21 protein-coding genes are annotated in these 23,286 nt (G+C 30.9%); 14 read left to right on the forward strand and 7 right to left on the reverse strand.

The genetic code is table 11. From position 1 onward, the window contains the following. Window positions 1-42 precede the first annotated feature (42 nt). Genes gcvT through ACTTA4_RS05635 form a run of 7 tightly spaced genes read left to right on the forward strand, consistent with a single transcriptional unit; the run spans window position 43 to window position 8,123 of the window. Window positions 43-1,146, forward strand: coding sequence for a glycine cleavage system aminomethyltransferase GcvT (gcvT, locus tag ACTTA4_RS05605; protein WP_440633889.1), 1,104 nt, complete (start codon window positions 43-45; stop codon window positions 1,144-1,146). Then, entirely contained in the window at window positions 1,143-1,523 is a 381-nt protein-coding gene (gcvH, locus tag ACTTA4_RS05610) for a glycine cleavage system protein GcvH (RefSeq protein WP_262589607.1), read from the forward strand. Before gcvT ends, gcvH begins: the two co-directional genes overlap by 4 nt. Beyond that, complete coding sequence (gcvP, locus tag ACTTA4_RS05615; RefSeq protein WP_440618717.1) at window positions 1,523-4,393, forward strand: aminomethyl-transferring glycine dehydrogenase; 2,871 nt, start codon at window positions 1,523-1,525, stop codon at window positions 4,391-4,393. The genes gcvH and gcvP overlap by 1 nt, the downstream gene beginning before the upstream one ends. A 6-nt stretch (window positions 4,394-4,399) precedes the next feature. Next, window positions 4,400-5,638, forward strand: coding sequence for an NAD(P)/FAD-dependent oxidoreductase (locus ACTTA4_RS05620; RefSeq protein WP_440633890.1), 1,239 nt, complete (start codon window positions 4,400-4,402; stop codon window positions 5,636-5,638). After that, window positions 5,631-6,395, forward strand: a complete 765-nt coding sequence (locus ACTTA4_RS05625; protein ID WP_440633891.1) for a DUF1365 domain-containing protein — start codon at window positions 5,631-5,633, stop codon at window positions 6,393-6,395. The genes ACTTA4_RS05620 and ACTTA4_RS05625 overlap by 8 nt, the downstream gene beginning before the upstream one ends. Further along, window positions 6,395-7,573 carry a class I SAM-dependent methyltransferase gene (locus tag ACTTA4_RS05630; protein ID WP_440633892.1) on the forward strand — a complete coding sequence of 393 codons (1,179 nt, stop codon included), beginning with the start codon at window positions 6,395-6,397 and terminating at the stop codon, window positions 7,571-7,573. The genes ACTTA4_RS05625 and ACTTA4_RS05630 overlap by 1 nt, the downstream gene beginning before the upstream one ends. Window positions 7,574-7,583: 10 nt before the next feature. Beyond that, window positions 7,584-8,123: a DUF3833 domain-containing protein gene (locus ACTTA4_RS05635; protein WP_440613940.1), complete on the forward strand. Its 540-nt coding sequence runs from the start codon at window positions 7,584-7,586 to the stop codon at window positions 8,121-8,123. Here the strand turns inward: ACTTA4_RS05635 and ACTTA4_RS05640 are convergent, their stop codons facing one another. After that, window positions 8,124-8,882, reverse strand: coding sequence for an SDR family NAD(P)-dependent oxidoreductase (locus ACTTA4_RS05640; protein WP_440633893.1), 759 nt, complete (start codon window positions 8,880-8,882; stop codon window positions 8,124-8,126). 21 nt (window positions 8,883-8,903) lie between these two features. Here ACTTA4_RS05640 and ACTTA4_RS05645 point away from each other — a divergent pair, with 21 nt between their 5' ends. Next, window positions 8,904-9,371 (forward strand): TspO/MBR family protein, encoded by a 468-nt coding sequence (locus ACTTA4_RS05645; RefSeq protein ID WP_440633894.1) that lies wholly within the window; start codon window positions 8,904-8,906, stop codon window positions 9,369-9,371. 2 nt (window positions 9,372-9,373) lie between these two features. Continuing rightward, window positions 9,374-10,477, forward strand: coding sequence for an NAD(P)/FAD-dependent oxidoreductase (locus tag ACTTA4_RS05650; protein ID WP_440633895.1), 1,104 nt, complete (start codon window positions 9,374-9,376; stop codon window positions 10,475-10,477). Here the strand turns inward: ACTTA4_RS05650 and ACTTA4_RS05655 are convergent, their stop codons facing one another. From ACTTA4_RS05655 to ACTTA4_RS05680, 6 genes are read right to left on the reverse strand one after another with little or no spacing between them, the layout of a single operon-like run. Then, window positions 10,478-11,923, reverse strand: coding sequence for a protein adenylyltransferase SelO (locus tag ACTTA4_RS05655; protein WP_440633896.1), 1,446 nt, complete (start codon window positions 11,921-11,923; stop codon window positions 10,478-10,480). 5 nt (window positions 11,924-11,928) lie between these two features. Next, a complete protein-coding gene (fdhF, locus tag ACTTA4_RS05660; protein WP_440633897.1) occupies window positions 11,929-14,697 on the reverse strand; it encodes a formate dehydrogenase subunit alpha in 2,769 nt (922 codons plus the stop codon). After that, window positions 14,697-16,352 (reverse strand): NADH-ubiquinone oxidoreductase-F iron-sulfur binding region domain-containing protein, encoded by a 1,656-nt coding sequence (locus ACTTA4_RS05665; RefSeq protein ID WP_440633898.1) that lies wholly within the window; start codon window positions 16,350-16,352, stop codon window positions 14,697-14,699. Before ACTTA4_RS05665 ends, fdhF begins: the two co-directional genes overlap by 1 nt. Before the next feature lie 16 nt (window positions 16,353-16,368). Then, window positions 16,369-17,208, reverse strand: coding sequence for a formate dehydrogenase accessory sulfurtransferase FdhD (fdhD, locus tag ACTTA4_RS05670; RefSeq protein WP_440633899.1), 840 nt, complete (start codon window positions 17,206-17,208; stop codon window positions 16,369-16,371). A gap of 3 nt (window positions 17,209-17,211) precedes the next feature. Continuing rightward, a complete protein-coding gene (locus tag ACTTA4_RS05675) occupies window positions 17,212-17,688 on the reverse strand; it encodes an HPP family protein (RefSeq protein ID WP_440633900.1) in 477 nt (158 codons plus the stop codon). Then, window positions 17,689-18,087 carry an iron-sulfur cluster assembly scaffold protein gene (locus ACTTA4_RS05680; protein WP_440613951.1) on the reverse strand — a complete coding sequence of 133 codons (399 nt, stop codon included), beginning with the start codon at window positions 18,085-18,087 and terminating at the stop codon, window positions 17,689-17,691. A gap of 24 nt (window positions 18,088-18,111) precedes the next feature. Between ACTTA4_RS05680 and mobA the strand changes: the two genes are divergently transcribed. The 5 genes from mobA to ACTTA4_RS05705 are packed head-to-tail and all read left to right on the forward strand — an operon-like array spanning window position 18,112 to window position 23,285. Further along, a complete protein-coding gene (mobA, locus tag ACTTA4_RS05685; protein WP_440633901.1) occupies window positions 18,112-18,735 on the forward strand; it encodes a molybdenum cofactor guanylyltransferase in 624 nt (207 codons plus the stop codon). Next, complete coding sequence (locus ACTTA4_RS05690) at window positions 18,732-19,985, forward strand: molybdopterin molybdotransferase MoeA (RefSeq protein WP_440633902.1); 1,254 nt, start codon at window positions 18,732-18,734, stop codon at window positions 19,983-19,985. The genes mobA and ACTTA4_RS05690 overlap by 4 nt, the downstream gene beginning before the upstream one ends. Window positions 19,986-20,034: 49 nt before the next feature. Beyond that, window positions 20,035-20,940 (forward strand): DMT family transporter, encoded by a 906-nt coding sequence (locus tag ACTTA4_RS05695; RefSeq protein WP_262589588.1) that lies wholly within the window; start codon window positions 20,035-20,037, stop codon window positions 20,938-20,940. 6 nt (window positions 20,941-20,946) lie between these two features. Then, window positions 20,947-22,164: an aminopeptidase P family protein gene (locus ACTTA4_RS05700; RefSeq protein ID WP_440633903.1), complete on the forward strand. Its 1,218-nt coding sequence runs from the start codon at window positions 20,947-20,949 to the stop codon at window positions 22,162-22,164. 5 nt (window positions 22,165-22,169) lie between these two features. Then, entirely contained in the window at window positions 22,170-23,285 is a 1,116-nt protein-coding gene (locus ACTTA4_RS05705; protein ID WP_440633904.1) for a serine/threonine protein kinase, read from the forward strand. The last annotated feature ends 1 nt before the right edge of the window (window position 23,286 follow it).

Here is a 23,286-nt window from a genome sequence, read left to right on the forward strand (position 1 = left end):
AAACTCTCAGGCAAAAATACAGATGGGTACGACAGAGTTAGTATGGGAAAAAAAACATCTTTAAACAAACTTCATCAAGATAACCAAGCTAAATTTGTGGAATTTGCTGGATATGAAATGCCCATACAATACAGTAAAGGGATTGTTGAAGAGCATAAATTCACAAGATCAAATGCAGGTATTTTTGATGTGTCTCATATGGGTCAATTATTTATTCATGGTGGAGAGGACTTAACTGCTGATCTTGAAAAAATTTTTCCACTTGATTTAAAAAATTTGAAACAAAACTGTTCTAAATATAGTTTTTTAATGAACGATAGTGCTGGAATTCATGATGATTTGATAATCACTAAAATTGAAAAAGGATATTTAATTATTTTAAACGCAGCATGCAAAGATAATGATTTTAAAATTTTATCAAATTTACTAAAAAACAAATATGAAATGGTTCTTGATGATCAACGATCATTAATTGCAATTCAAGGTCCAAAGTCAGTTGAGATTTTAAATGACATAATAGAAGGTGTTGAAAAACTTAATTTTATGACAGGGAACTGGTTTGATTATAAAGATCAAAAAGCTTTTGTTACAAGGTCTGGTTATACTGGAGAGGATGGTTTTGAAGTATCTATTAATAACGATTTAGCTGAAGGATTTACTCAGAATTTGATGGAAAAAGGAGCACAACTTATAGGACTTGGGGCAAGAGATACCTTGAGATTAGAGGCTGGATTGTGCTTATATGGACATGAACTTGATACTGAAAAAACACCAATTGAAGCAAACTTAAAGTGGGCGATTTCTAAAGAGAGAGTTTCAAATGGTGGATTTGTTGGTTCTGATAAAATTATGAAAGAAATACAAGAAGGTACCTCTAAAATTAGAATTGGGATTAAGCCAGAAGGAAGATTGATTGCTAGAGAAAAAACTAAAATCTTTGATGAGTCAGAAAAACTTATTGGCGAGGTTACCAGTGGAACTTTTGGTCCGAGTGTAAATGGCCCAATAGCAATGGGCTACATTGATAAAGAGTTTTCTAAAGTCGATACAAAAATTTTACTTGAAGTAAGAGGAAAAAAACATCCTGCAAGTGTTTGTGGGTTACCATTTTATAAAAAAAGTTACGTGAAAGGAGCAAACAAATGAGTGAAGTTAAATTTTCAAAAGAGCACGAGTGGATTACAGTGGAAGGCGATGTTGCTACCATTGGAATTACAAAACATGCAACAGAAATGTTAGGAGATATTGTTTTTGCTGAGTTACCTGAAAAAGGTTCAAGCGTTGAAAAAGACGGAACAGCAGGAGTTGTTGAGTCAACTAAAGCTGCAAGTGATGTTTATACTCCAGTAAGTGGTGAAGTAGTAGATACCAACCAAGCCATAGTAGATGATCCTGCTAAGATTAACGAAGACCCTGAGGGATCAGCTTGGTTTTTTAAACTTAAATTAAAAGATAGTTCAGAAATGGACAGCTTAATGAACAAAGAAGAATATGATAAATTTGCAAAGGAGAGTGCTAGCTAATGTTACATAATTCACAAAAAGACTTTTTAAAAAGACACATTGGCCCTTCAGAAGAAGATCAAAATAAGATGCTGAAGGAGCTTAATTATAATTCATTAGACGATTTAATTAAAAGTACAGTTCCAGAAAAGATACAATTGAAAGATGGATTAAATATAGGAGAGTCTAATTCTGAGTATGAAGCATTAAGAAAACTGAAAGCGATTTCAAAAAAAAATCAAATTTATTCAAATTTTATTGGTATGGGTTACTATGGAACTTACACTCCATATGTAATTTTAAGAAATATTTTAGAAAATCCAGGTTGGTACACATCTTATACTCCTTATCAGCCTGAAGTAGCACAAGGAAGATTGGAAATGCTTCTAAACTTCCAACAAATGATTGTTGATTTCACAGGCATGGACATTGCAAATGCATCGTTGCTTGATGAAGGAACAGCAGCTGCAGAAGCTATGGGATTAAGTCATAGATTAAATAAAAAGGATAGTAATTTAGTTTTTGTTTCTGAAAATTGTCATCCTCAAACAATTGATGTAATTCAAACAAGAGCAGAACCAATGGGATTAAAAGTACTTGTTGGTAATGAAGATAAAGTATTGGATCAACTTAAAGAAGATTTAGTTTGTGGAATTCTTCAATACCCTGGAACTTTAGGAGACATTAAAGATCCAAGTGAAGCCATTAGTAAAATCCATAAAAAAAATGGAAAAGCCGTATTAGTTTCTGATTTATTAGCTTTAGCGCTACTTAAAACACCAAGAGAATTAGGTGCTGATATTGCAGTTGGAAGTTCACAAAGGTTTGGAATACCAATGGGTTATGGCGGACCTCATGCAGCTTTCTTTGCAACTAAAGATGAGTTTAAAAGATCAATGCCAGGAAGAATTATTGGAGTGTCAGTAGATAGACATGGAAATAAAGCTTACAGATTATCACTTCAAACAAGAGAGCAACATATTAGAAGAGATAAAGCGACAAGTAATATTTGTACTGCTCAAGCATTGTTAGCAATTGTTTCAGCTGCATACGCTATTTACCACGGACCAGATGGAATAAAAACTATTGCAGAAAGAGTTTCTCAATTAGCAAAAAATTTTGCAGATAAATTAAAACAATCTGGATATGAAATTTATTCAGATCATTTCTTTGATACAGTTACAATTGTAACAAAAGATAAAACTGATCAAATCTATAAAAATGCTTTAGATCAAAAAGTAAACATTAGAAGAGTAAATTCTGAAATGTTGGCTGTTTCTTTTGATGAAAAGAAAAATGTTTATAGAGTAAATCAATTATTGAAAATTTTTAATGCAGCTGAGTCGATTAAAAAAGAAGATCCAACAGTGAGTTTACCTAATTTACCAAAAAATTTATTAAGAACTTCCAAATATTTAGAACATCCTGTTTTCAATTCATATCATTCAGAAACAGAGATGCTTAGATATTTAAAAAAATTAGAAGATAAAGACATAGCTCTTAATAGAACTATGATTGCACTTGGCTCATGTACTATGAAATTAAATGCAACTGCAGAAATGATACCAATTTCATGGAGAGAGTTAGCTGAGCCTCATCCGTTTGTACCAGTAGAGCAGATGGAAGGGTATAGAGCTTTATTCACTGATCTTAAAAATTGGTTAAGATCAATTACAGGTTTTTCTGGTGTTTCACTTCAACCGAATGCAGGTGCTCAAGGAGAATATGCTGGCTTAATGGTAATTAGAAAATACCATTTAGATAGAGGCGAAGAAAATAGAAATATATGTTTAATTCCAAGTTCAGCACATGGAACAAATCCTGCTAGTGCACAAATGGTTGGAATGAAAGTTGTAGTTGTTGATTGTGATAAAGAAGGAAATGTTGATTTTGAAGATTTGAAGAAAAAAGCAGAAGCACATTCTGAAAATCTTGGAGCATTAATGGTTACATATCCGTCTACTCACGGTGTATTTGAAGAAAAAATTACAGACATTTGTGAACTGATACATAAACATGGTGGTCAAGTTTATATGGATGGTGCAAATCTAAATGCACTTGTTGGAATAGCAAGACCTGGAAATTTTGGTCCAGATGTTTGTCATATAAACTTACACAAAACATTCTGCATTCCACATGGTGGTGGAGGACCAGGAATGGGACCAATTGCATGTAAAAGACATTTGCAAGTTTATTTACCTAATCATCCAGTTGTTAAAGATTGTGGACCTGCTACAGGAATAGGAGCAGTTTCAGCAGCCCCTTGGGGAAGCTCAAGTATTTTATCAATTTCTTGGATGTATATTAAAATGATGGGTTCTGAAGGTTTAAAACTAGCTACGCAAGTTGCTATATTAAACGCAAATTATATAGCCCATAGACTTAAAGATCATTTCCCAATTTTGTACAAAGGTTCAAATGGCAATGTTGCTCATGAATGTATTATAGATATTCGATCAATTAAGAGTGAGACAGGTATCACTGAGGAAGATATCGCTAAAAGATTGATCGATTATGGTTTCCACGCACCAACAATGTCTTGGCCAGTTGCGGGAACTATGATGATAGAGCCAACAGAGAGTGAGAGTTTATCTGAGCTTGATAGATTTTGTGATACTTTAATTAATATCAAATCTGAAATAGATAAGATCAATTCTGGTGAGTTTGATAAAGTAGACAATCCTATTAAGAACGCTCCTCATACAGATATAGAACTTGCATCAGATGAATGGGATCATAAATATTCAAGAGAACAAGCTGCTTATCCTGCTAAGTTCTTAAAAACAAATAAATTTTGGCCACCAGTTGCAAGAGTGGACAATGTTTATGGAGATAAGAATATTTTTTGTACTTGTCCAAGTATGGATGAGTTTAAAGAAGACGCAGCATAATCATTAATGAAAATTGCTGTAGTTGGTTCTGGTATATCAGGCTTAAGTGCTGCTTATTATTTATCAAAAAAACATCATGTAGATCTTTTTGAGAAAGAAGATCATTTTGGTGGTCATTCTCATACAATAGATTTAATTTTTGATGAAAAGAAAGTATCTGTAGATATTGGTTTTATTGTATTTAATTTTCAAACCTATCCAAATTTAATTAATTTCTTTAAAGAAAATGATGTTCAGATTGAAAAAAGTGACATGTCATTTTCTGTATCAGTAGAAAATACAAACTTTGAATATTGTGGAAAAGGTTTAAATGGAATTTTTTCCAATAGATCTAATTTGTTTAATCCTAATTTTTTAAAAATGTTTTTTGAAATCATTAAATTTTATAAAAATAGCGATCAAATAAATGTTACAGATCAAAAACTTACTTTAGGTGAATATTTAGAAAACAACAAACTATCAAAAACGTTTATTGATTACCATATCATTCCAATGGTATCTGCAATCTGGTCTATGCCACCTTATGAAGCTAGCAAGATGCCAATAACATTCTTTTTAAAATTTTTTCAAAATCATGGGCTCTTTAAATTAAAAAATAGACCTCAGTGGTATACCGTAACCAATAGAAGCAGAACTTATGTAAATAAAGTAATTTCAAAGGTAAGTGGTGAATACTTTAAAAATTATAAAATAAAAAAAATTATAAGAAAATCAAAAGGGTTAGATTTATATTATGGTGGTGAAAGTGAATTTTTTGATTATGATAAAGTTGTAATAGCAGCTCACGCTGATGAAGCTTTAAAGTTGATTGATAATCCTACTAATGAAGAGACAAAAATTTTATCTAATTTTAGTTACAAGGAAAATATTGCATATATTCATACAGACAAAAGAGCGATGCCAAAAAATAAAAAGGCATGGTCCTCATGGAATTCATCAATCAATGACAAGGATTTAGAAAAAAATTCTATTACTTATTGGTTAAACCTTTTACAAAACCTTAAATGTGATGAGGACATTTTTTTAACTCTTAATCCTTATTTTGAAATTGATGAGAGTAAAATACTTAAAATAGTTAAATTTACTCATCCTTACTACGATCAAAAAGCATTAGATGCTCAATCTGAACTGTCTAGTTTACAAAATAAAAAAGATTTACTTTTTTGCGGGAGTTATTTTGGTTACGGTTTTCATGAAGATGGAATAAAATCATCTATTGAAATGCTAAAATACCTAAATGACTAATTCATGTATATATAACGGAAAAGTAATCCATAAACGTTTCAAACCTAAAGAACACTATTTTAAGTATAGTGTTTTCTCGCTTTTAATTGATTTATCTGAGTTAAGAAAAATAGATCAAGAGATAAGCTTCTTTTCGTTGAATAAGTTCAATTTAATCAGTTTTCATGAAAAGGATCATGGTGAACGCGACGGATCTTCTCTTGAAGAGTGGGTAAAGAAAAATTTAGAACAAAATAAAATAGACACCACAGATATTAAAATTAAGCTTCTCTGTTATCCAAGAATTTTTGGTTATGTTTTTAATCCTTTAAGTATCTTTTTCGTTTACAATCAAAATGATAAATTAATATCTATATTATATGAGGTGAAAAATACATTTGGTGAGCAACATACTTATGTTTTTAGAGTAGATAGTGAAAATAAATTAATTCAGAATAATTGTTCTAAAAAATTTCATGTTTCACCTTTTATAGAAATGAATTGTAAGTATTTCTTTAGAATTCTTAATCCTGATAAAAAACTTTCTGTAATCATTGATCAATACGATCAAGAAGGAAAAATTTTATTTGCATCTCAAGATGGAAAAAGAACAAACTTAAATAGCAGTCAATTATTAAAATCATATTTAAAGCACCCACTGATGACTATAAAAATAATATCAGCAATCCATTTTGAGGCCTTTAAATTATGGATGAAAGGAATTAAGATAATTAAAAAAAAAATAAAAATAAGAAACAATTTAACGGTTGAAAATTAATGTTATTAAATAGAGCTGCAGATAAATTGGTTTTTAAATTTTTAAGTAAAATTAAAAATGGATACCTTGAAATAACTACCTATGAAGGTGAGATATTAAAGTTTGGTAACCCTGATCAATCTTTAAAGGCAAATATTAAGATAAAAAATCCAAATTTTAATTATAATTTAATTAGAGGTGGAAGCATTGGTTTTGCTGAAAGTTATATGAGAGGTGAATTTGAAACTGATAATCTTTCAGATCTAATTGAGTTAACAGCTAGAAATATTCAAGTGATATATAAATTCTCAGGTTTGCTTGATCTGCCTGTAATCAATTTCATAAAAAATAAAATAATCAAAAATACAAAAAGTCGAAGTAAGGAAAATATTGCAAAACATTATGATCTTGGAAATGATTTCTTTTCATTGTGGCTAGATGATACTTTAACTTATTCAAGTGCAATCTTTGATGATAGTTCAAAAAATTTAAGTGTTGCACAAAATAATAAATACCAAAAATTAATTGATCTAATCAAACCTAGTTCTGGTGATAAAGTTTTAGAAATTGGTTGTGGTTGGGGTGGTTTTGCAGAATATTTAGGTAAGAAATATGATGTGAAATTAGACTGTATTACTATTTCTAAAAAACAATTCGAATACGCAAAAGAGAGAATTCATAAATGTGGTCTAAATGAAAAAGTAAATATTGAGATTAAAGATTACCGAGATCTTCAAGGAAAATATAATTCGATCGCTTCAATTGAAATGATTGAAGCGGTTGGGCAAAATTATTTAGAGAGTTATTTTAAAACAATAAAAGATAATTTATCAAATGGCGGAAAGGCTGCAATTCAAGCAATAACAATTGATGATAGTTTGTTTGATAGATACAAAAATAAACAGGATTTTATTCAAAAATACATTTTCCCAGGAGGATTTCTTCCTAATAAAAATAGCATTAATAGATACGTTTCAGATAACGGCTTAACAATTAATTCGTACATTTCTTATGCAGATCATTATGCAGAAACGTTAGCTATCTGGAGAGAAGAGTTTTTGAGAAAATGGGATCAAATTAAAAATCAAGGATTTGATCTGACTTTTAAAAGAATGTGGGAATTTTACCTATCTTATTGTGAAGCTGGATTTAAATCTAAAAATATTGATTTGATTCAATTTTCAATGCAGAATAAATAACACCAATAATATGAAAATAATTAAATCAATTTCGTTGATAATTCTGGCTTTCTTAATTACAAGTTGCTCAAATAATAGTGCCATGAAACCAGAAGATTTTAAAAATAAAGAACCTAGGTTAATTATTGAAGAATACCTTACAGGAAACGTTAAAGCTTGGGGTGTTTTGCAAAATCGATCAGGAAAAGTTACAAGACAATTCTCAGCCGATTTAGACGGAACATGGGATGGCAAACAACTAATTTTAAAAGAAAAATTTAATTGGGACGATGGTGAGGTTCAAGACCGAGAGTGGACAATTACTAAAATAGATGAACATAATTATGAAGGTACAGCAGGGGACGTTGTTGGAAAAGCAATAGGATATTCTTACGGTCCTGCATTTAAATTTGAGTATGTTTTGTTAGTTCCAGTTAAAGGAAAAGAATTAAAAATTACTTTTGATGATTGGATCTTTAAACAAGATGAAAGAGTTGCAATCAACAGAGCTACAATGACTAAGTTTGGATTTAAAGTAGCAGAGCTGACTGTTGTATTCGTTAAAGATTAATTATTTCTTTTGATGCTTAGTCATCTTTCCTACTAATTTAAAGTAAAGTTTACTTGGAAGAAAACTAAAGAACTTTAAAGTTAAAGTAAGCGCTTTTGGAAAATGTATCTCAAAAACGTTTTTATTAATTAAGCCATCATAGATTTGATCAGCAGCAAATTCAGGTGTTTTTAGAAATGGCATTTTGAAATCGTTTTTATCAGTCATAGGTGTTTTAATAAAACCAGGAGAAACTAAACAAACTCGAACATTGTACCTTTTAAAATCAAAAAATAAACTTTCTGCTAAATTATTTAGTGCAGATTTTGATGGTCCATAACCAGTTGAATTAGGCAATCCTCTATAACCAGCAATAGATGAAACTATTGTAATTATACCATTTTTTCTTTCTCTATAATATTGTTCCACTGCTTTAATGGAGTTCACTGTTCCAAAAAAATTTACTTTAAAGACATCTTCCATTTGTTCAACATCGATTTCTTTTTCTTTTTTTGGATTCCATGTACCAGTTGAAAAAAAACATATATCAATATTTTCAAACTTAGTTTTAATCTGGTTGAAAACTTCTATACATTTTGTTTTATCAGTAACATCTAAGGGAAATGATGAAATATTTTCATAATTTTTTGAAAGTTCATCTAGGAGCTCAACTCTTCTTGCAGATACCGCAACATTCCATCCTTTGTTTGCAAATTTAATTGCCAAAGCTTTACCAATCCCTGTGCTACCACCAGTTATCCAAATAGTTTTTTTGCTCATTTTTTGTTATGTATAAACATTATGTTAAAAAATAAAATTGTAACATTTATATTATTTCTTATCATTACATTTTCAGCCTCATTAATTGGAGGATTAGCTACAGTTACTTTCAAAGAGCCTTGGTATTCTCTATTAAATAAACCTGTTTTTAATCCACCAGACTGGGTGTTTGGTCCAGTATGGACAATTTTATATTTATTGATGACAATTTCCATTTGGATGTATTGGCATTCCAAAAATAAAGAGATGAATACAGTTTATATTTATTTTATTCATTTAGTTTTCAATGCAACTTGGAGTATAGTTTTCTTTGTATTTCACAACATGGTTTTAGCTTTATTAGTATTAGTCGTGTTAATTGCATTCATTATTAATTTAATCATAAGATATAGACGCGTCACAATGATGAGCTCGTATTTGATGATTCCATATTTACTTTGGTGTTGCTTTGCTCTAATTTTAAATACTAGTTTGATTATATTGAATTAATTATGGATGATGTTGTTGTAGTTGGCGGTGGAATAATTGGGGCAGCAACTGCTTATTTTCTCTCAAAAGAAGGAAGAAAAGTTAAAGTTATTGAAAGAGATCCAACATACAAAACAGCTTCATTTCCTTTGTCTTTAGGAGGTTTTAGAAGACAATTTTTTCAAAAAGAAAATATCTTACTTGGTAAATTTGCAAGAGAATTTATTTTTCAAATACCAGAATTATTGAAAACTGAAAAAAATCCTAATCCAACAGCAAGTATGGTAACCAATGGCTACCTTTTGATGTTTGGTCCCGAACATGCTGAAGAACAATATAAAGCTTTAGAAAATCATAAGGAATGTGATGCAGGTACAAAAAATATTAAAGGCTCAGAGCTATCGAAAGTATTTCCATATATAAATGATGAAGGTGTTGAGACTGCTACTTACACAGATAATCAAAGTGAAGGTTGGATTGATCCTTTTATGTTTCATAGTGCACTGAAAAGTAAGGCAATAGAACTTGGAGCAGAATTTATAAAAGGAGAGGTTAAAAGTCTTTCAGAGATAAATGCTAAAACAATTGTTTCTGCAGCTGGTTGCTGGACTAAAGAATTATTAGAAGACATTCCTGTTGAACCTCAAAAACACACAGTGTTCAGAGTAAAATGTCCAACATATATAAAAGAAATGCCTCTAACTGGTGATTTAACTACGGGTGTTTATTGGAGACCTGAGGGTGGAGAGTATTTAGCAGGATCACCATTGTCAGTATTTGGTGCAGACGATTTAGAGCCAGCATGGAATGATTTTGAAGAATTAGTTTGGCCAGCACTAGCAAAAAGAATACCAGCTTTTGAAGAATTAAAATTAACTGGAGGCTGGGCAGGTTATTATGATTGTAACAGATTAGATAATAATGCTGTTGTTGGGAAACATCCTAAGTACGACAATGTTTATATGGCTACTGGTTTTACTGGAAGAGGATTAATGCAAGCTCCGGGTATTGGAAGAGCGTTAACTGAATTGATCACAACTGGTTCATACCAAACAATTGATATAAGTGATTTTGCTGTTGAAAGAGTGTTGGGCAAAACTGCAAGAAGAGAACCTTACGTTTTATAATTAAGTTCCACAAAAAGTTTGATATTTTTCATTACCTGTTGGTGTAGGTTTTTGAAATTCAATAATATTTTCTTGATCAGAATAAGGATTACTTAAAACTTTTAAAAGTTTATTCATTGTTTCTAGATTTCCTTTGTCCGCATCAGCTAGAGCATCCTCTACTTTTTGATTTCTTGGTATAACTATAGGATTAGTTTTTTTCATCAGTTCTAAGCATTTGTCAGATGAATTATTTAGTTTTAATCTTTTCTCCCATTCATTAGTCCAATTTTTAAAATCATCATTTTTATAAACTTCATTATCAATCTCAACACCCATTAAATGACAGAAGGTATTTGTATAATCTGCATTATTATTTTTCATCCAATCTAAAAGTTTATTAATTAATGTTAGATCATTTTTATCTTCACCAAATAAACCAAGTTTATCTCTCATCATATTTAACCATTTTTCTTCATAAATATTTTGAAAATTATCAATTAACTCTGTTGCAATTTTAATTGCTGTATCTTCATCTTTATCAATAAGTGGTATCAGACATTCTGCAAATCTTGCTAAATTCCATTTTGTAATTGGTGGTTGATTTGAAAAAGCATATCTTCCAAATTTATCTATAGAGCTAAATACAGTTTTTGGATCATATTGATCCATAAAAGCACATGGACCATAATCAATTGTTTCGCCAGAAATAGCCATATTATCAGTGTTCATCACTCCATGAATAAATCCAACTCTCATCCAATTAATCACTAACTGACATTGTCTTTCCATTACAAGACTTAATAAATCTAAAGCTTTGTTTTTAGAGGACTTAATTTCTGGATAGTGTCTATCAATTGTGTAATCAACTAATGTATTAAGATCCTCTAGATTTTGAGTAGCTGCAATATATTGAAAAGTGCCAACTCTAATATGGCTGGATGCAACTCTTGTTAAAATTGCTCCATTTAACAAATTTTCTCTAACAACTTTTTCTCCAGTTTTAACAACCGCAAGACTTCTTGTTGTTGGAATATTTAAAGCGTTAATTGCTTCACTAATTATGTATTCTCTTAACATTGGACCTAGAGCAGCTCTTCCATCTCCACCTCTAGAAAAAGAGGTTCTTCCTGAACCTTTAAATTGTATATCGAAACGTTGATTTTTATTATCTATATGTTCTCCTAATAGAACAGCTCTACCATCTCCAAGCATCGTGAAATGACCAAATTGATGACCAGCATATGCTTGTGCAATTGAATTAGTTCCATCAGGCAAACTATTTCCAGAGAATATTTCAGCTAATTTTTTTTTATCTATTCCCGAAAAGTTTAAATTTAAATTTTTAGCAAGTTCTTCATTTAAAATAACAAGCTCAGGCTCATGAACTGGAGTAGGATTGATGTCTTCTTTAAATGTTTTTGATAGTTTTGAATATGAATTATCAAAATGCCAACCAATGGTCATTTTAATTAACTAACTTCAGCTTGATGTTCTTTTGGCTTAACTTCTGTTTTAAATTGATTAGAAATTTTTTGAACTTCAACTGATGAAACTTTGTATTCAGCACACATTGTTTCCTCATCTTTTCCATGACCAGTTACCATATTGACCATGTGTTCAGGGAAGTGAAATGTTGTAAATACAATTCCTTCCTTCACTTTATCTGTTACTTCAACTTTTAAAGCAACTTCTCCTCTTCCAGAATATAATCTTCCAATATCACCTGTATTTAAATCTCTATAAGCTGCATCTTTAGGATGAATTAATAAAACATCTTCATCAACAATATTTATGTTTTTTGTTCTTCTTGTCATTGTTGCTGCATTATAGTGTTGTAAAACTCTACTTGTTGTTAAAATCAATGGATAATCTTTTTGATTAGCTTCTATCTCACTAGACTCTTTCCAATCAAAGTTTTTTAATCTTCCTTTTCCAAGTTTAAATGTTTCTGTGTGTAGAATTTGTGTGTCTGTTCCATCTTCTTTAACTGGCCATTGTAAACCAAATTTTCCAAGTCTCTCTCTTGTAACTCCTTTGAAGAAAGGAACGATATCAGCAATTTCTTCTAAAACCTGATCAGCATCATATGATGGTTGATCAAAACCTAATTTTTGCATCATCTCAGTCACAATCAATCCATCAGGTTTTGTACCTGGTAATGGAGGAACTGCTCTATTAACTCTTTGAATTCTTCTCTCGGTATTTGTAAAAGTTCCATCTTTTTCTAAGAAAGTTGTTCCAGGTAAAACTACCGTTGCAAGTTTTGCAGTCTCACTCATAAATATTTCTTGAACAACTAATAGTTCTAATGAATTCATTGCTTCAATAACGTGAGCACTATTAGGATCTGTTTGAACAATATCTTCACCAATAATCCACAAACCTTTTAATTCTTTATTAATTGCAGCCTCAAACATTTGAGGTATTTTTAAACCAGCTTTTGTAGGGTGAGTTACACCATATTTTTCAGTATAAAATTTTTGGTTTTCCTCTTTATCGACAGGAAAATAACCTGCTCCTTGATGAGGTTGACAACCCATATCTGCTGCACCTTGAACATTATTTTGACCTCTAAGCGGATTTACACCAACTCCTTTTCTTCCAATATTTCCTGTAATCATTGCTAAATCAGCAATCAACATCACAGTTTTAGAACCTTGTTCGTGTTCAGTAACTCCTAATCCATGGAACTCCATTGAATTTCTAGCTGTTGCGTAAGCAATTGCAGCTTCTTTAACTAGTTGTTTATCAACGCCAGCAACTTTTGCTAATTGATCAACATCCTGTCTTTCAATTTCTTTTAAGAAATTATCAAAACCTTCTGTTCTATCTCTTACAAAGTCAGCATTATAAAGTTTAGATTTAATAATAAAGTGTAACATCATATTTAGAACCGCAACGTTAGTTCCAGGTCTAAGTTTGATGTGATAATCTGCAAGTTTAGCTAATTCAGTTGTTACTGGATCAAGGACAATTAATTTTTTACCTTTCATTACTTGCTGTTTAATTTTTGCACCAGTTACCGGGTGAGCATTAGTTGGGTTTGCACCAATCACTAAAAATAAATCTGCATGATAAATATCTTCTGTTGAGTTAGTTGCAGCACCTGTTCCAAATGTTTGCTGCATACCCCATGCGGTAGGTGAATGACAAATTCTTGCACAACAATCTACACTGTTAGTTCCAACAGCCGCTCTAATCATTTTTTGGAAAACATAGTTTTCTTCGTTTGTACATCTTGCAGAAGAAATTCCAGCAAAAGCATCTGGCCCGTTTTCTTTTGTAATTCTATTCATTTCTTTTTTGATAAAGTCATACGCTTCATCCCAACTTGCTTCTTCAAACTTTCCATTTCTTTTGATTAATGGAGTTTTTAATCTGTCAGGGTGTTCATAAAAACTAAATGCGTATCTTCCTTTAATACAAGTGTGACCAGCGTTTACTTCTGTTTGCTTAGGAGTGTCTATTGCAACTACCTTGTCATCTTTGATAGATGCTTCTAAGTTACAACCAACACCACAGTACGAACAAGTCGTTCTAACTTTTTTATCTACAGCTGCAGATTTAGATTGGAATACATCTGAAATTGCATCCGTTGGACATGTGTGAGCACAAGCTCCACATGACACACAAGAACTATCTCCAAACATCATATCGTTGTCTGTTGTAATTCTAGACTCAAATCCTCTACCACTCATTGTTAAAACAAATGATCCTTGAATTTCATCACATGCTCTGACACATCTTCCGCAGTTAATACAGTTATCTAAATTCATTCTCATGTAATCATGAGAAGTATCTCTTGGAATTCCTTTATGTTGCTTAGGACTATTGTATCTATGATCAGTAACACCTAAATCATTTGCAACTGTTTGAAGTTCACAGTTATTGTTTACTTCACAAGTATCACATTCCATTGGGTGATCAGTTAAAACTAACTCAACAATATTTTTTCTAAGGCTTGTTAATGCTTCGTTTGAAGTAAATATATGCTGGTTTTCTGCAACAGGTGTATGACAAGATGCAACTACTCTAGTTGGACCATCTTTTTCTAAAGCAACCTCAACTGAACAAACTCTACAAGCTCCATAGGGTGCTAAGTTAGGATCGTCACATAAAGTTGGCACCTTTTTTTCACCAACATAGCTTTTTACGAATTTTAAAATAGATGTATGATTAGGACCTATTTCGTAAGGTTTTCCATCAATATAAGCAATTTTTCTTTTCTCTGAGCTCATTAATTATCTTTCACCATATCATTTTTCATTTCATCGCCAAAGTATTTTAGGATGTTTTGAATAGGAGTTGGGATCGCTCCACATAGAGCACATAAGCAGCCTTTTTGCATAGTAACCAACAACTCTTCTAGTAATTTTAAAGGAATTTTAGCTGTTTTCTTCTTAGCTTGATCAAACATTTCTTTTCCTCTGTAAGATCCAAGTCTTCCAGGAAAACATTTTCCACAAGATTCTTCTGCAGAAAATTCAAATAAATGATGAATGTATTCAGCCATTGGAAAATCTTTAGGAATACTAACTACACTTGCGTGACCTAACATAAAACCTTTTGCAGTAAACTCTTGAAAATCTAAATTTAAATTTTCTATTTCACTTAAAGGAACAACCCCACCTAAAGGACCACCTATTTGAAAAGCTTTAACAGGTTCTTTGTATCCACCACCAATTTCATTAAATATTTTTTTCATTGGTGTTCCCATATCAATTTCATAAACACCAGGATTATTAAAGAAACTATCTAAGCAAACTAATTTTGTTCCAGCTGACTTTTTATTTCCAACCGAAGAAAATTTTTCTGATCCATTTAATAAAATTCCAGTTGCAGCAGCTAAAGTTTCAACATTGTTAACTACAGTTGGTTTTTTATATAACCCTTCTGTTACAGGGAAGGGAGGTCTTACATCTACTTCAGCTCTTCTTCCCTCAATAGAAGCTATCAAAGCTGTTTCTTCTCCACAAATATATGCACCTTGACCGATGCAAATTCCAAGATCAAAAGAAAAATCTGTTCCTAAAATATTTTCACCTAATAAATTTAATTTTTTAAGTTCATTGATACATCCATTGATCGCTTCAATAGATTTTGGATACTCACCTCTAATATATAAAACTCCTTCATCACTTCCAATTACAAATCCACACAGCACCATTCCAAAAATAACTTTTAATGGTTGGTCTTCTAATAAATATCTATCTGAAAAAGCCCCTGAGTCACCTTCATCCGCATTACAGATAACATATTTCTTATCACCTTTTGCTTTACTACAGAAATCCCATTTCATTCCTGTTGGAAAACCTGCGCCACCTCTTCCTGTAAGGTTTGAGTCTAATAATGATTTTACTATTTCTTTTTTATCTGTTTTTAAAAATTTACTTAACTGTTCTTTAAATTGATCTGTTGATGATAATTTATCATCCATTAAAAAACTTGTTGTTGCATAACTTTTAGAGAAAAACTTTTCTTGTTTAATTTCTTCACCTTTTAAAATTTGATCAATTTTTTCAATATCTTTTCCAGCATAATTTTCACCGTCATAGTGAAATGCATGGTTTTCATAACAATGACCTAGACAAAACATTTCTCCAACTTTGTCATCACCTAATTTTTCTTTTAATTTATCTTTTAGTTTATCTTGAGTACCTGCACACATGCATGCACTTCCGTTACATACGAAAGCTTTTTTTTCTCTATGTGAAGGTCTTAAAAATTCATAAAAAGATTCAGCACCGTGAAGTGTTGAAACTCCAAGGTTATGTTTTTTTGCAATTTCTTTAATATCTTGAGGGTTTTCACTTAAGGTGTTCTCTGAAATTTGCTTAAATAGGTTGTCTTTTAAGCCTATTCTTCCAGATAAATTACTTATATTTTTTGACACAATTTCCCTTTTTTTATTATTCCACCTTAACTTTTTTGTTATTTGTGTAAATATTAAAACTGTCCCTCTTTACGAAACCTATGAGGGTAATGTCAAACTTATTAGCTAAATCGATAGCAAGACTTGTTGGCGCACCAACCCCAATCATAATCCCAATATCTGTCATTAAAACCTTCTGAACTAGCTCAAAATTAAGTCTCCCAGAACAAGTAATAAATTGATTTTTTGGATTAAATTGCTTTTTCTCCAAAGCACTGCCGATAAGTTTGTCTAAAGCGTTATGTCTTCCAACATCTTCTCTTAGAGCTATCAATTTTCCATCACTGTTAAAAAGACCACTTGCATGAATACCACCAGTTTTGCTGAATTCAGACTGACCTTCTCTTAAAATATCAGGTGATTGAATAATTACATCTTTTGAAATTTTAGGTTCAGAGGCATTTGTCTTTGTAGTTTTAATTATCTCTAGTGCATCCAATGAAGATTTCCCACAAACACCACAAGAAGAGTTGGTTAAAAAATCTCTTTTAATTTTTGATATATTTACATTTTCTGAATTATTGAGTGTTGCTAGTATTTTATTTTGAATTTTATATTGACCAACTTTGTCTCCATAACTTTCAATACTATCAATATCATTTAAACTTTTTACAATTTGTTCATTAAATAAAAATCCTCTTACAAGATCTCCATCATTACCAGGAGTTCTCATCGTAATAGATAAAGTTTGTTCAATCCAATTGTCTTTTTCTTTATACTTTAAAGAAATCTCTAATGGTTCTTCAATTGAAACTAAATCTTCAACATCTTTAAAATTATTAGATGAATACTTTAAAACTTTATATTTTGAATTCATAAATTATTTTAAGGGATAGTTTTTTTGCAATAAATATTTATTGATTATGATTGCGAGTAACAAAATTATGATACATCCAAATATAATTGGATTAATTAAATAATCATAAGAAGCACTCCCAATAATAACAATTATTGGGTTTCCTCCTGCAGGAGGGTGAACAACATTTAATAAAATCATTAAGAACACTCCAATACCTACTGCAAATGCAATGCTCATATAAATTGGAAGTGGTATAAAATTAACAAATAACACACCAACTGATGCTGTTAATAAATGTCCAAAGAAAACATTTTTTGGTTGAGCAAAAGGACTTTCAGGAAATCCAAATAATAAAACCATTGATGAACCAAATGATGCCGCAATAAAATATCCAAGTGTGCTCTTGTAAGTTAATACTGTAAGTACTCCTATAGTGATTGTTGAAAAAAAACCTGCAATCAATGCTTTTTGTAATAATGGTTTTGTGATTTTGATCATTTAAATTTTTAATGCTTTAACAATTGTTCTTAAAGGTAAAAGCAAACATTCTTTCCTTGAAAGATTTTTTTTATCTAAAATTTCTTTAAAATCTTTCCAGTGTTTTTCTAGACTTACTTTAACATCTTCAAACAATTTTTCACCAGCTGTAACAAAATCTTTTATTTCCTTTAAGTTTTTATCCTTAATTTTTCTAGATAATAAGCTGACAGATGCTTGGCAATAAATGCAAGATTTACACTGATAACCCATATCTTTTACAACGTCATCTTTGACAATTAAGCTTATTTCCATTTCATCTCCACAAATAGGATTTTTGTTTTTTGATTTGTGAGTAAAGTTTTCTAAAACTTTATTATTTTCTGTGTGAGACGCGATTTCTAAAATTCTTAAATCCATTTAATTTCTTTAATTCAACTTTGAATGTTTTATATTTTATTCATGGAACATAACAATATTTTAGGAACAGTGCTAGCAGGCGGGAAGTCACAAAGGTTTGGTGAAGACAAATCTCAGATATTGCTAGCTGATAAAATATTAATTGATTACATTTTGGCAGAAATAATTGATGAATTTAAAGAAGTATTAATAGTATCTAATAATTCAATTAAGTTTACTAATTCAGATAAAATTTCACTAATTGGAGATATTAAAAAAGATCTTGGTCCTCTAGGCGGAGTTCTGTCAGCAATGAAATGGGTCAAAGATCACAATAAAAACTATCAATGGATAGCAACTTTTCCAGTAGATACTCCTTTTTTTAAAAAAGAAATTTTAGAGCAATTCATTAATCAAATTGATGAAAATGAAAGTAGTTTATTTTTTATAAAATCAAACAATACTAGGCATAACATCTTTGGTTTATGGTCGATGAATTTATTAGATCAATTAGAAGATGATCTGGAAAAAGGAGCTAGAAAAGTTGAATTGTGGGCTAATAGTGTTGGAGTTAAAACAATTAATATGGAGTTTCCAAATCAAGATCCTTTCTTTAATATCAATACAAAAGAAGATTTAGAACAAGCTAAAGAATTATTAAAAAAATGATTAGTTACGATCAATCTAAGAAAATTTTAAAAAAAGCAAAAATTAAAATTAAAGATGAAACTATATTAAGTGAAAACTCTCTTAACAGAGTGATTTCAGATAACATTTATTCAAAGATCAATTATCCAGCAGGAGATAACGCTGCATTTGATGGATTTGCTGTTAAATCAAAAGATACAAATGGAATTAATAAAAATTCACCAAAACAATTTAAAATAATTGGATCCATCGCAGCAGGTACAAAATCATTAAATAAAAAAATTAAAAAATATGATGCTGTTGAAATAATGACAGGTGGAATAATTCCTAAAGGTTTTGATACTATTATTCCAATAGAACAGATTAATTTTTATCCAAATAAAAATAATAAAAAATATATTTTAGTTAATCAAAAAATTAAAAAGTATAACCATGTGAGGTTTGCAGGTTCAGATTTTAAGAAAGGTGAGATGGTTGTCAAAAAAAATACAATTATACAACCAAATCATATTTTAGCTTTTAAAACTTTGGGTATAAAAAAAATTAAAGTTAAAAAGAAGATTAATATTTTATTTTTTTCAACAGGAAACGAAATTACTGACCAAGACAATATCCCAAACTGGAAAGTTAGAAATTCTAATAGTCATTATATAAAAAATCTTAAAGAAAACTTTTTATTCAATTTTAAAAATGGTGGCATACTTAGAGACAACCATCAAAATATTTATAAATCACAAATTAAAAAACTTATAAGTACTGATACTGATATATTGATAACTTCAGGCGCTGTTTCTGCGGGAAAATATGACTATATTCCAAGTGTTGTTAAGACATTTAAATTATCCAATTATTTTAAAAGTGTAGCAATCCGACCAGGAAAACCAATTTTATTTGCTAAAATTAAAGGAAAACAAAAAGCAATATTTGGTCTTCCAGGAAATCCAATGTCATCATCTGCTTGCTTTAGATTTTTTGTTATTCCTTTTATGGAAAACATTTTAGGGCTAAGTGAAGAACAGCCTATCAGAGCCACTTTAAAAAATAGTTTTTCTAAAAAACAGAATTTTACAAGGTTTGCAAAAAGCAAATTAAGCACAACTAAAAATGGAAAAATAGAAGTTGAGATTTTACAAGGGCAAGAGTCTTTTAGAGTAAAATCTTTTGTTAAATCTAACATTTGGTCTTTGTTGCCAGCAGGGAAATCAAAATTTAAAAAAGGAGACATCTTAGATTGTTTTTTCCCCAACCACTCTAATCAATCTTTGATTTAGAAACGTATTTTTGTTGTAGAAAAATCTTTTTAGAATTAGATTTCTACAAATGTTAGAGTTAAGAAATCCAAAACTTGCTGTCCCAATTGTACTGTTTGCGGGTATTTTATGGTCATTTGGACCTTTGGTTGTAAGGTATATGGATAGTCCCAATCTTGTTCCTTGGCAGTATATATTTGGAAGAGGTTTAACTATTTTTATTCTACTTAATCTTTATTTATATTTTGAAGAGGGAAAAAACTTCTACAAAAATTACTATAAAATAGGATTATCAGGAATTGTTGGTGGCTCTGGTCTTGGAGTTGCAATGATCACGTTTATTTATTCGATAACAAATACTAGTGCCGCTGTTACTTTACTTTGTTTAGCTGCAATGCCTTTCTTTACTGCACTTTTAGCATTTTTATTTCTTAGAGAACGAATTTCACTCAATGTTTGGATATCAATTATAATTGCTTCAGCTGGCATATTAATCATGGCAATTGGTAATACTGGTGAGAAATCTTTAATTGGTTTTGTGTTTGGACTAACATCATCGATAGGTTTTTCCGTATTTTCAGTTTCACTAAGATGGAGAAAAGAAACTCCTAAGTTTACAACAGTTGCTTTTGCTGGTTTCTTTTGTTTTGTGTTTGCATCAATTATGATTTTATCTACTGGACAAGCATTCTTTGCTACGAGTTATAATAGTTCATTATTTTCACTACATGGATTTTTAGTTTGTTCAGGATTAATTTTATATTCAATTGGTTCAAAAGCTATTCCAGCTGCTGAGTTAACATTGTTATCTTTAACAGAAGTTGTGGGTGGAATATTTTGGGTTTGGTTACCAATTTTAGGAATTAATGAAGTGCCATCAACAAATACAATTATTGGAGGTTTTTTCCTGTTTGTATCTTTATTCTACTACAGTTTAATTATGAGATGGAATAAACGCTACATAGCATTAAATTAAATTATTATGGAACGACCAGATTTTTTTGAACTTAAAAATGGTGAAAAAGTAAAATTACCATTTACAGATAAAGAGTATAACGATCGAGTAAGTAAACTTAGATCAGTGATGGATAAAAATAATTTAGATATGATTATTTTAACCTCCATGCATAACGTTGCGTATTACACAGGTTTTATTTATTGTTCTTTTGGAAGACCGTACGGATGTGTGATTACTCAAGATAAAATTTCAACAATTTCAGCTAATATTGATGCAAGCCAACCATGGCGTAGATCACATTGTGATAATGTTATTTATACTGATTGGAAGAGAGATAATTTTTTAAGAGCAATTGTATCAATTATTGGAAGAGATGAGCCTCCAAAAAATATTGGAATTGAAAATGATCATGTCACTTTAGATATGAGAGAAAAAATAGGATCTATATTTACTTTCTCTGTGTTTAGTGATGTTTCAAAAGATCTAATGAAACTTAGAATGATTAAATCTGATGAAGAAATTGAGATCATTCGAAATGGTGCAAGGATTGCTGACATTGGTGGTGAAGAAATAGCTAAAAATATTAGAGAAGATAACACGGAGATCGAAGTAGCAATAGCAGCAAGAGATAGAATGGAAAGGGAGATTGTTAAAAGTTATCCAGGTGCAGAGTACATGGACACCTGGGTATGGTTTCAATCTGGTATCAATACCGATGGAGCTCACAATCCAAAGACTAATAGAAAATTAGTTAAAGGAGATATTTTATCTTTAAATACTTTCCCAATGATCTCAGGTTACTACACTGCATTGGAACGAACTTTGTTTTTAGATCATGCAGATGATGCATCACTTAAAGCTTGGGAAGCAAATGTTAAAGTGCATAAGCGTGGATTAGAATTAATCAAACCAGGTGTAAAATGTTCAGATATTTGTCATGAGCTAAATGAATTGTTTGCTGAACTTGGTTACCTTCAGTACCGAACATTTGGTTACGGTCATTCATTTGGTATGCTTTCACACTTTTATGGAAGAGAAGCTGGTTTAGAATTAAGAGAAGATATTGATACTGTTCTTGAGGAAAATATGGTCGTTTCTATGGAGCCAATGATAATGATCCCAGAAGGTAATCCTGGTGCGGGGGGATATAGAGAGCACGATATATTAGTGATTGGTAAAGATAGAGCAGAAAATATTACAAAATTTCCTTTCGGGCCTGAGCATAATATTATAAAAAACTAATCTTTATGAGCGAGAATAAAACTATTGTTAATAGTTGGAACGAGTGGGATCCGTTAAAACACGTTATTGTTGGAAGAGCGGATGGCACTTGTATACCCGCACCAGAGCCAGCATTAGATGCAAAAGTTCCAGAAGACAGCGATATGCGAGGACAGTTTGGTCCAAGAACCAAAGATACTGTCGATAAAGCAAATGAATTATTAGATAACTTTTCTAACATGCTTCAAAAAAGAGGCATTAAAGTTGATCGACCAACACCAATTGATTTTAATCAAAAAACATCCACACCAGATTGGGAAGCAGAAACTATGTTTGGTTGTATGCCTCCAAGAGATGTCTTGTTAACTGTGGGTAATGAAATTTTAGAAGCAACAATGAGTTACAGGTGTCGTTGGTTTGAATATTTATGTTACCGACCATTACTTAAAGACTACTACAATCAAGATACTAACATGAGACACGAGTCTGCTCCAAAACCAAGACTAACAGATGCAGATTATAGAAAAGATTATCTATCAGATAAAATTGGTGTTCAAAAAAGATTAGAGTGGACTGAGAAAAAATATTTTGTAACTACTGAAGAAGAGCCATTGTTTGATGCAGCAGATGTATTGAGATTTGGAAAAGATTTGGTTGTTCAACATGGATTTACAACTAATTTAAAAGGAATTGATTGGCTAAAGAGACATTATAAAGATCATAGAGTACATGCAGTAAATTTTCCAGGAGATCCATATCCTATTCACATTGATGCAACCTTCACCCCAATAAAAGAAGGTTTAATTATTAATAATCCTCAAAGAAGATTGCCAAAAGAACAAAGAAAGCTTTTTGAAGATAATGGTTGGGAAATTGTTGATAGTGCTCAACCAGCTCATAACGAACCACCACCACTATGTTATTCTTCAACATGGTTATCAATGAATGTTTTGGTTTTAGATCCTAAAACAGTTTGTGTAGAGAAAAGTGAAATCTATCAAGCTGAGCAACTAGATAAATTAGGAATGGAAGTAGTACCAGTAGAATTAAGAGATGCTTATGCATTTGGTGGAGGACTTCATTGTTGTACAGCAGATGTATATAGAGAAGGTACTTTAAAAGATTATTTTCCAAAACAATAAC

Origin of the sequence: Candidatus Pelagibacter sp. HIMB1485 (genome assembly GCF_052048055.1) — a bacterium.
GTDB lineage: Bacteria > Pseudomonadota > Alphaproteobacteria > Pelagibacterales > Pelagibacteraceae > Pelagibacter.

What these genes read in the sequence shown, in the direction of transcription:
- gcvT (WP_440633889.1), top strand. Translation starts at nt 43, where the DNA reads ATGGGAAAAAAAACATCTTTAAACAAACTTCATCAAGATAACCAAGCT.
- gcvH (WP_262589607.1), top strand. Translation starts at nt 1,143, where the DNA reads ATGAGTGAAGTTAAATTTTCAAAAGAGCACGAGTGGATTACAGTGGAA.
- gcvP (WP_440618717.1), top strand. Translation starts at nt 1,523, where the DNA reads ATGTTACATAATTCACAAAAAGACTTTTTAAAAAGACACATTGGCCCT.
- ACTTA4_RS05620 (WP_440633890.1), top strand. Translation starts at nt 4,400, where the DNA reads ATGAAAATTGCTGTAGTTGGTTCTGGTATATCAGGCTTAAGTGCTGCT.
- ACTTA4_RS05625 (WP_440633891.1), top strand. Translation starts at nt 5,631, where the DNA reads ATGACTAATTCATGTATATATAACGGAAAAGTAATCCATAAACGTTTC.
- ACTTA4_RS05630 (WP_440633892.1), top strand. Translation starts at nt 6,395, where the DNA reads ATGTTATTAAATAGAGCTGCAGATAAATTGGTTTTTAAATTTTTAAGT.
- ACTTA4_RS05635 (WP_440613940.1), top strand. Translation starts at nt 7,584, where the DNA reads ATGAAAATAATTAAATCAATTTCGTTGATAATTCTGGCTTTCTTAATT.
- ACTTA4_RS05640 (WP_440633893.1), bottom strand. Translation starts at nt 8,882, where the DNA reads ATGAGCAAAAAAACTATTTGGATAACTGGTGGTAGCACAGGGATTGGT.
- ACTTA4_RS05645 (WP_440633894.1), top strand. Translation starts at nt 8,904, where the DNA reads ATGTTAAAAAATAAAATTGTAACATTTATATTATTTCTTATCATTACA.
- ACTTA4_RS05650 (WP_440633895.1), top strand. Translation starts at nt 9,374, where the DNA reads ATGGATGATGTTGTTGTAGTTGGCGGTGGAATAATTGGGGCAGCAACT.
- ACTTA4_RS05655 (WP_440633896.1), bottom strand. Translation starts at nt 11,923, where the DNA reads ATGACCATTGGTTGGCATTTTGATAATTCATATTCAAAACTATCAAAA.
- fdhF (WP_440633897.1), bottom strand. Translation starts at nt 14,697, where the DNA reads ATGAGCTCAGAGAAAAGAAAAATTGCTTATATTGATGGAAAACCTTAC.
- fdhD (WP_440633899.1), bottom strand. Translation starts at nt 17,208, where the DNA reads ATGAATTCAAAATATAAAGTTTTAAAGTATTCATCTAATAATTTTAAA.
- ACTTA4_RS05675 (WP_440633900.1), bottom strand. Translation starts at nt 17,688, where the DNA reads ATGATCAAAATCACAAAACCATTATTACAAAAAGCATTGATTGCAGGT.
- ACTTA4_RS05680 (WP_440613951.1), bottom strand. Translation starts at nt 18,087, where the DNA reads ATGGATTTAAGAATTTTAGAAATCGCGTCTCACACAGAAAATAATAAA.
- mobA (WP_440633901.1), top strand. Translation starts at nt 18,112, where the DNA reads ATGTTTTATATTTTATTCATGGAACATAACAATATTTTAGGAACAGTG.
- ACTTA4_RS05690 (WP_440633902.1), top strand. Translation starts at nt 18,732, where the DNA reads ATGATTAGTTACGATCAATCTAAGAAAATTTTAAAAAAAGCAAAAATT.
- ACTTA4_RS05695 (WP_262589588.1), top strand. Translation starts at nt 20,035, where the DNA reads ATGTTAGAGTTAAGAAATCCAAAACTTGCTGTCCCAATTGTACTGTTT.
- ACTTA4_RS05700 (WP_440633903.1), top strand. Translation starts at nt 20,947, where the DNA reads ATGGAACGACCAGATTTTTTTGAACTTAAAAATGGTGAAAAAGTAAAA.
- ACTTA4_RS05705 (WP_440633904.1), top strand. Translation starts at nt 22,170, where the DNA reads ATGAGCGAGAATAAAACTATTGTTAATAGTTGGAACGAGTGGGATCCG.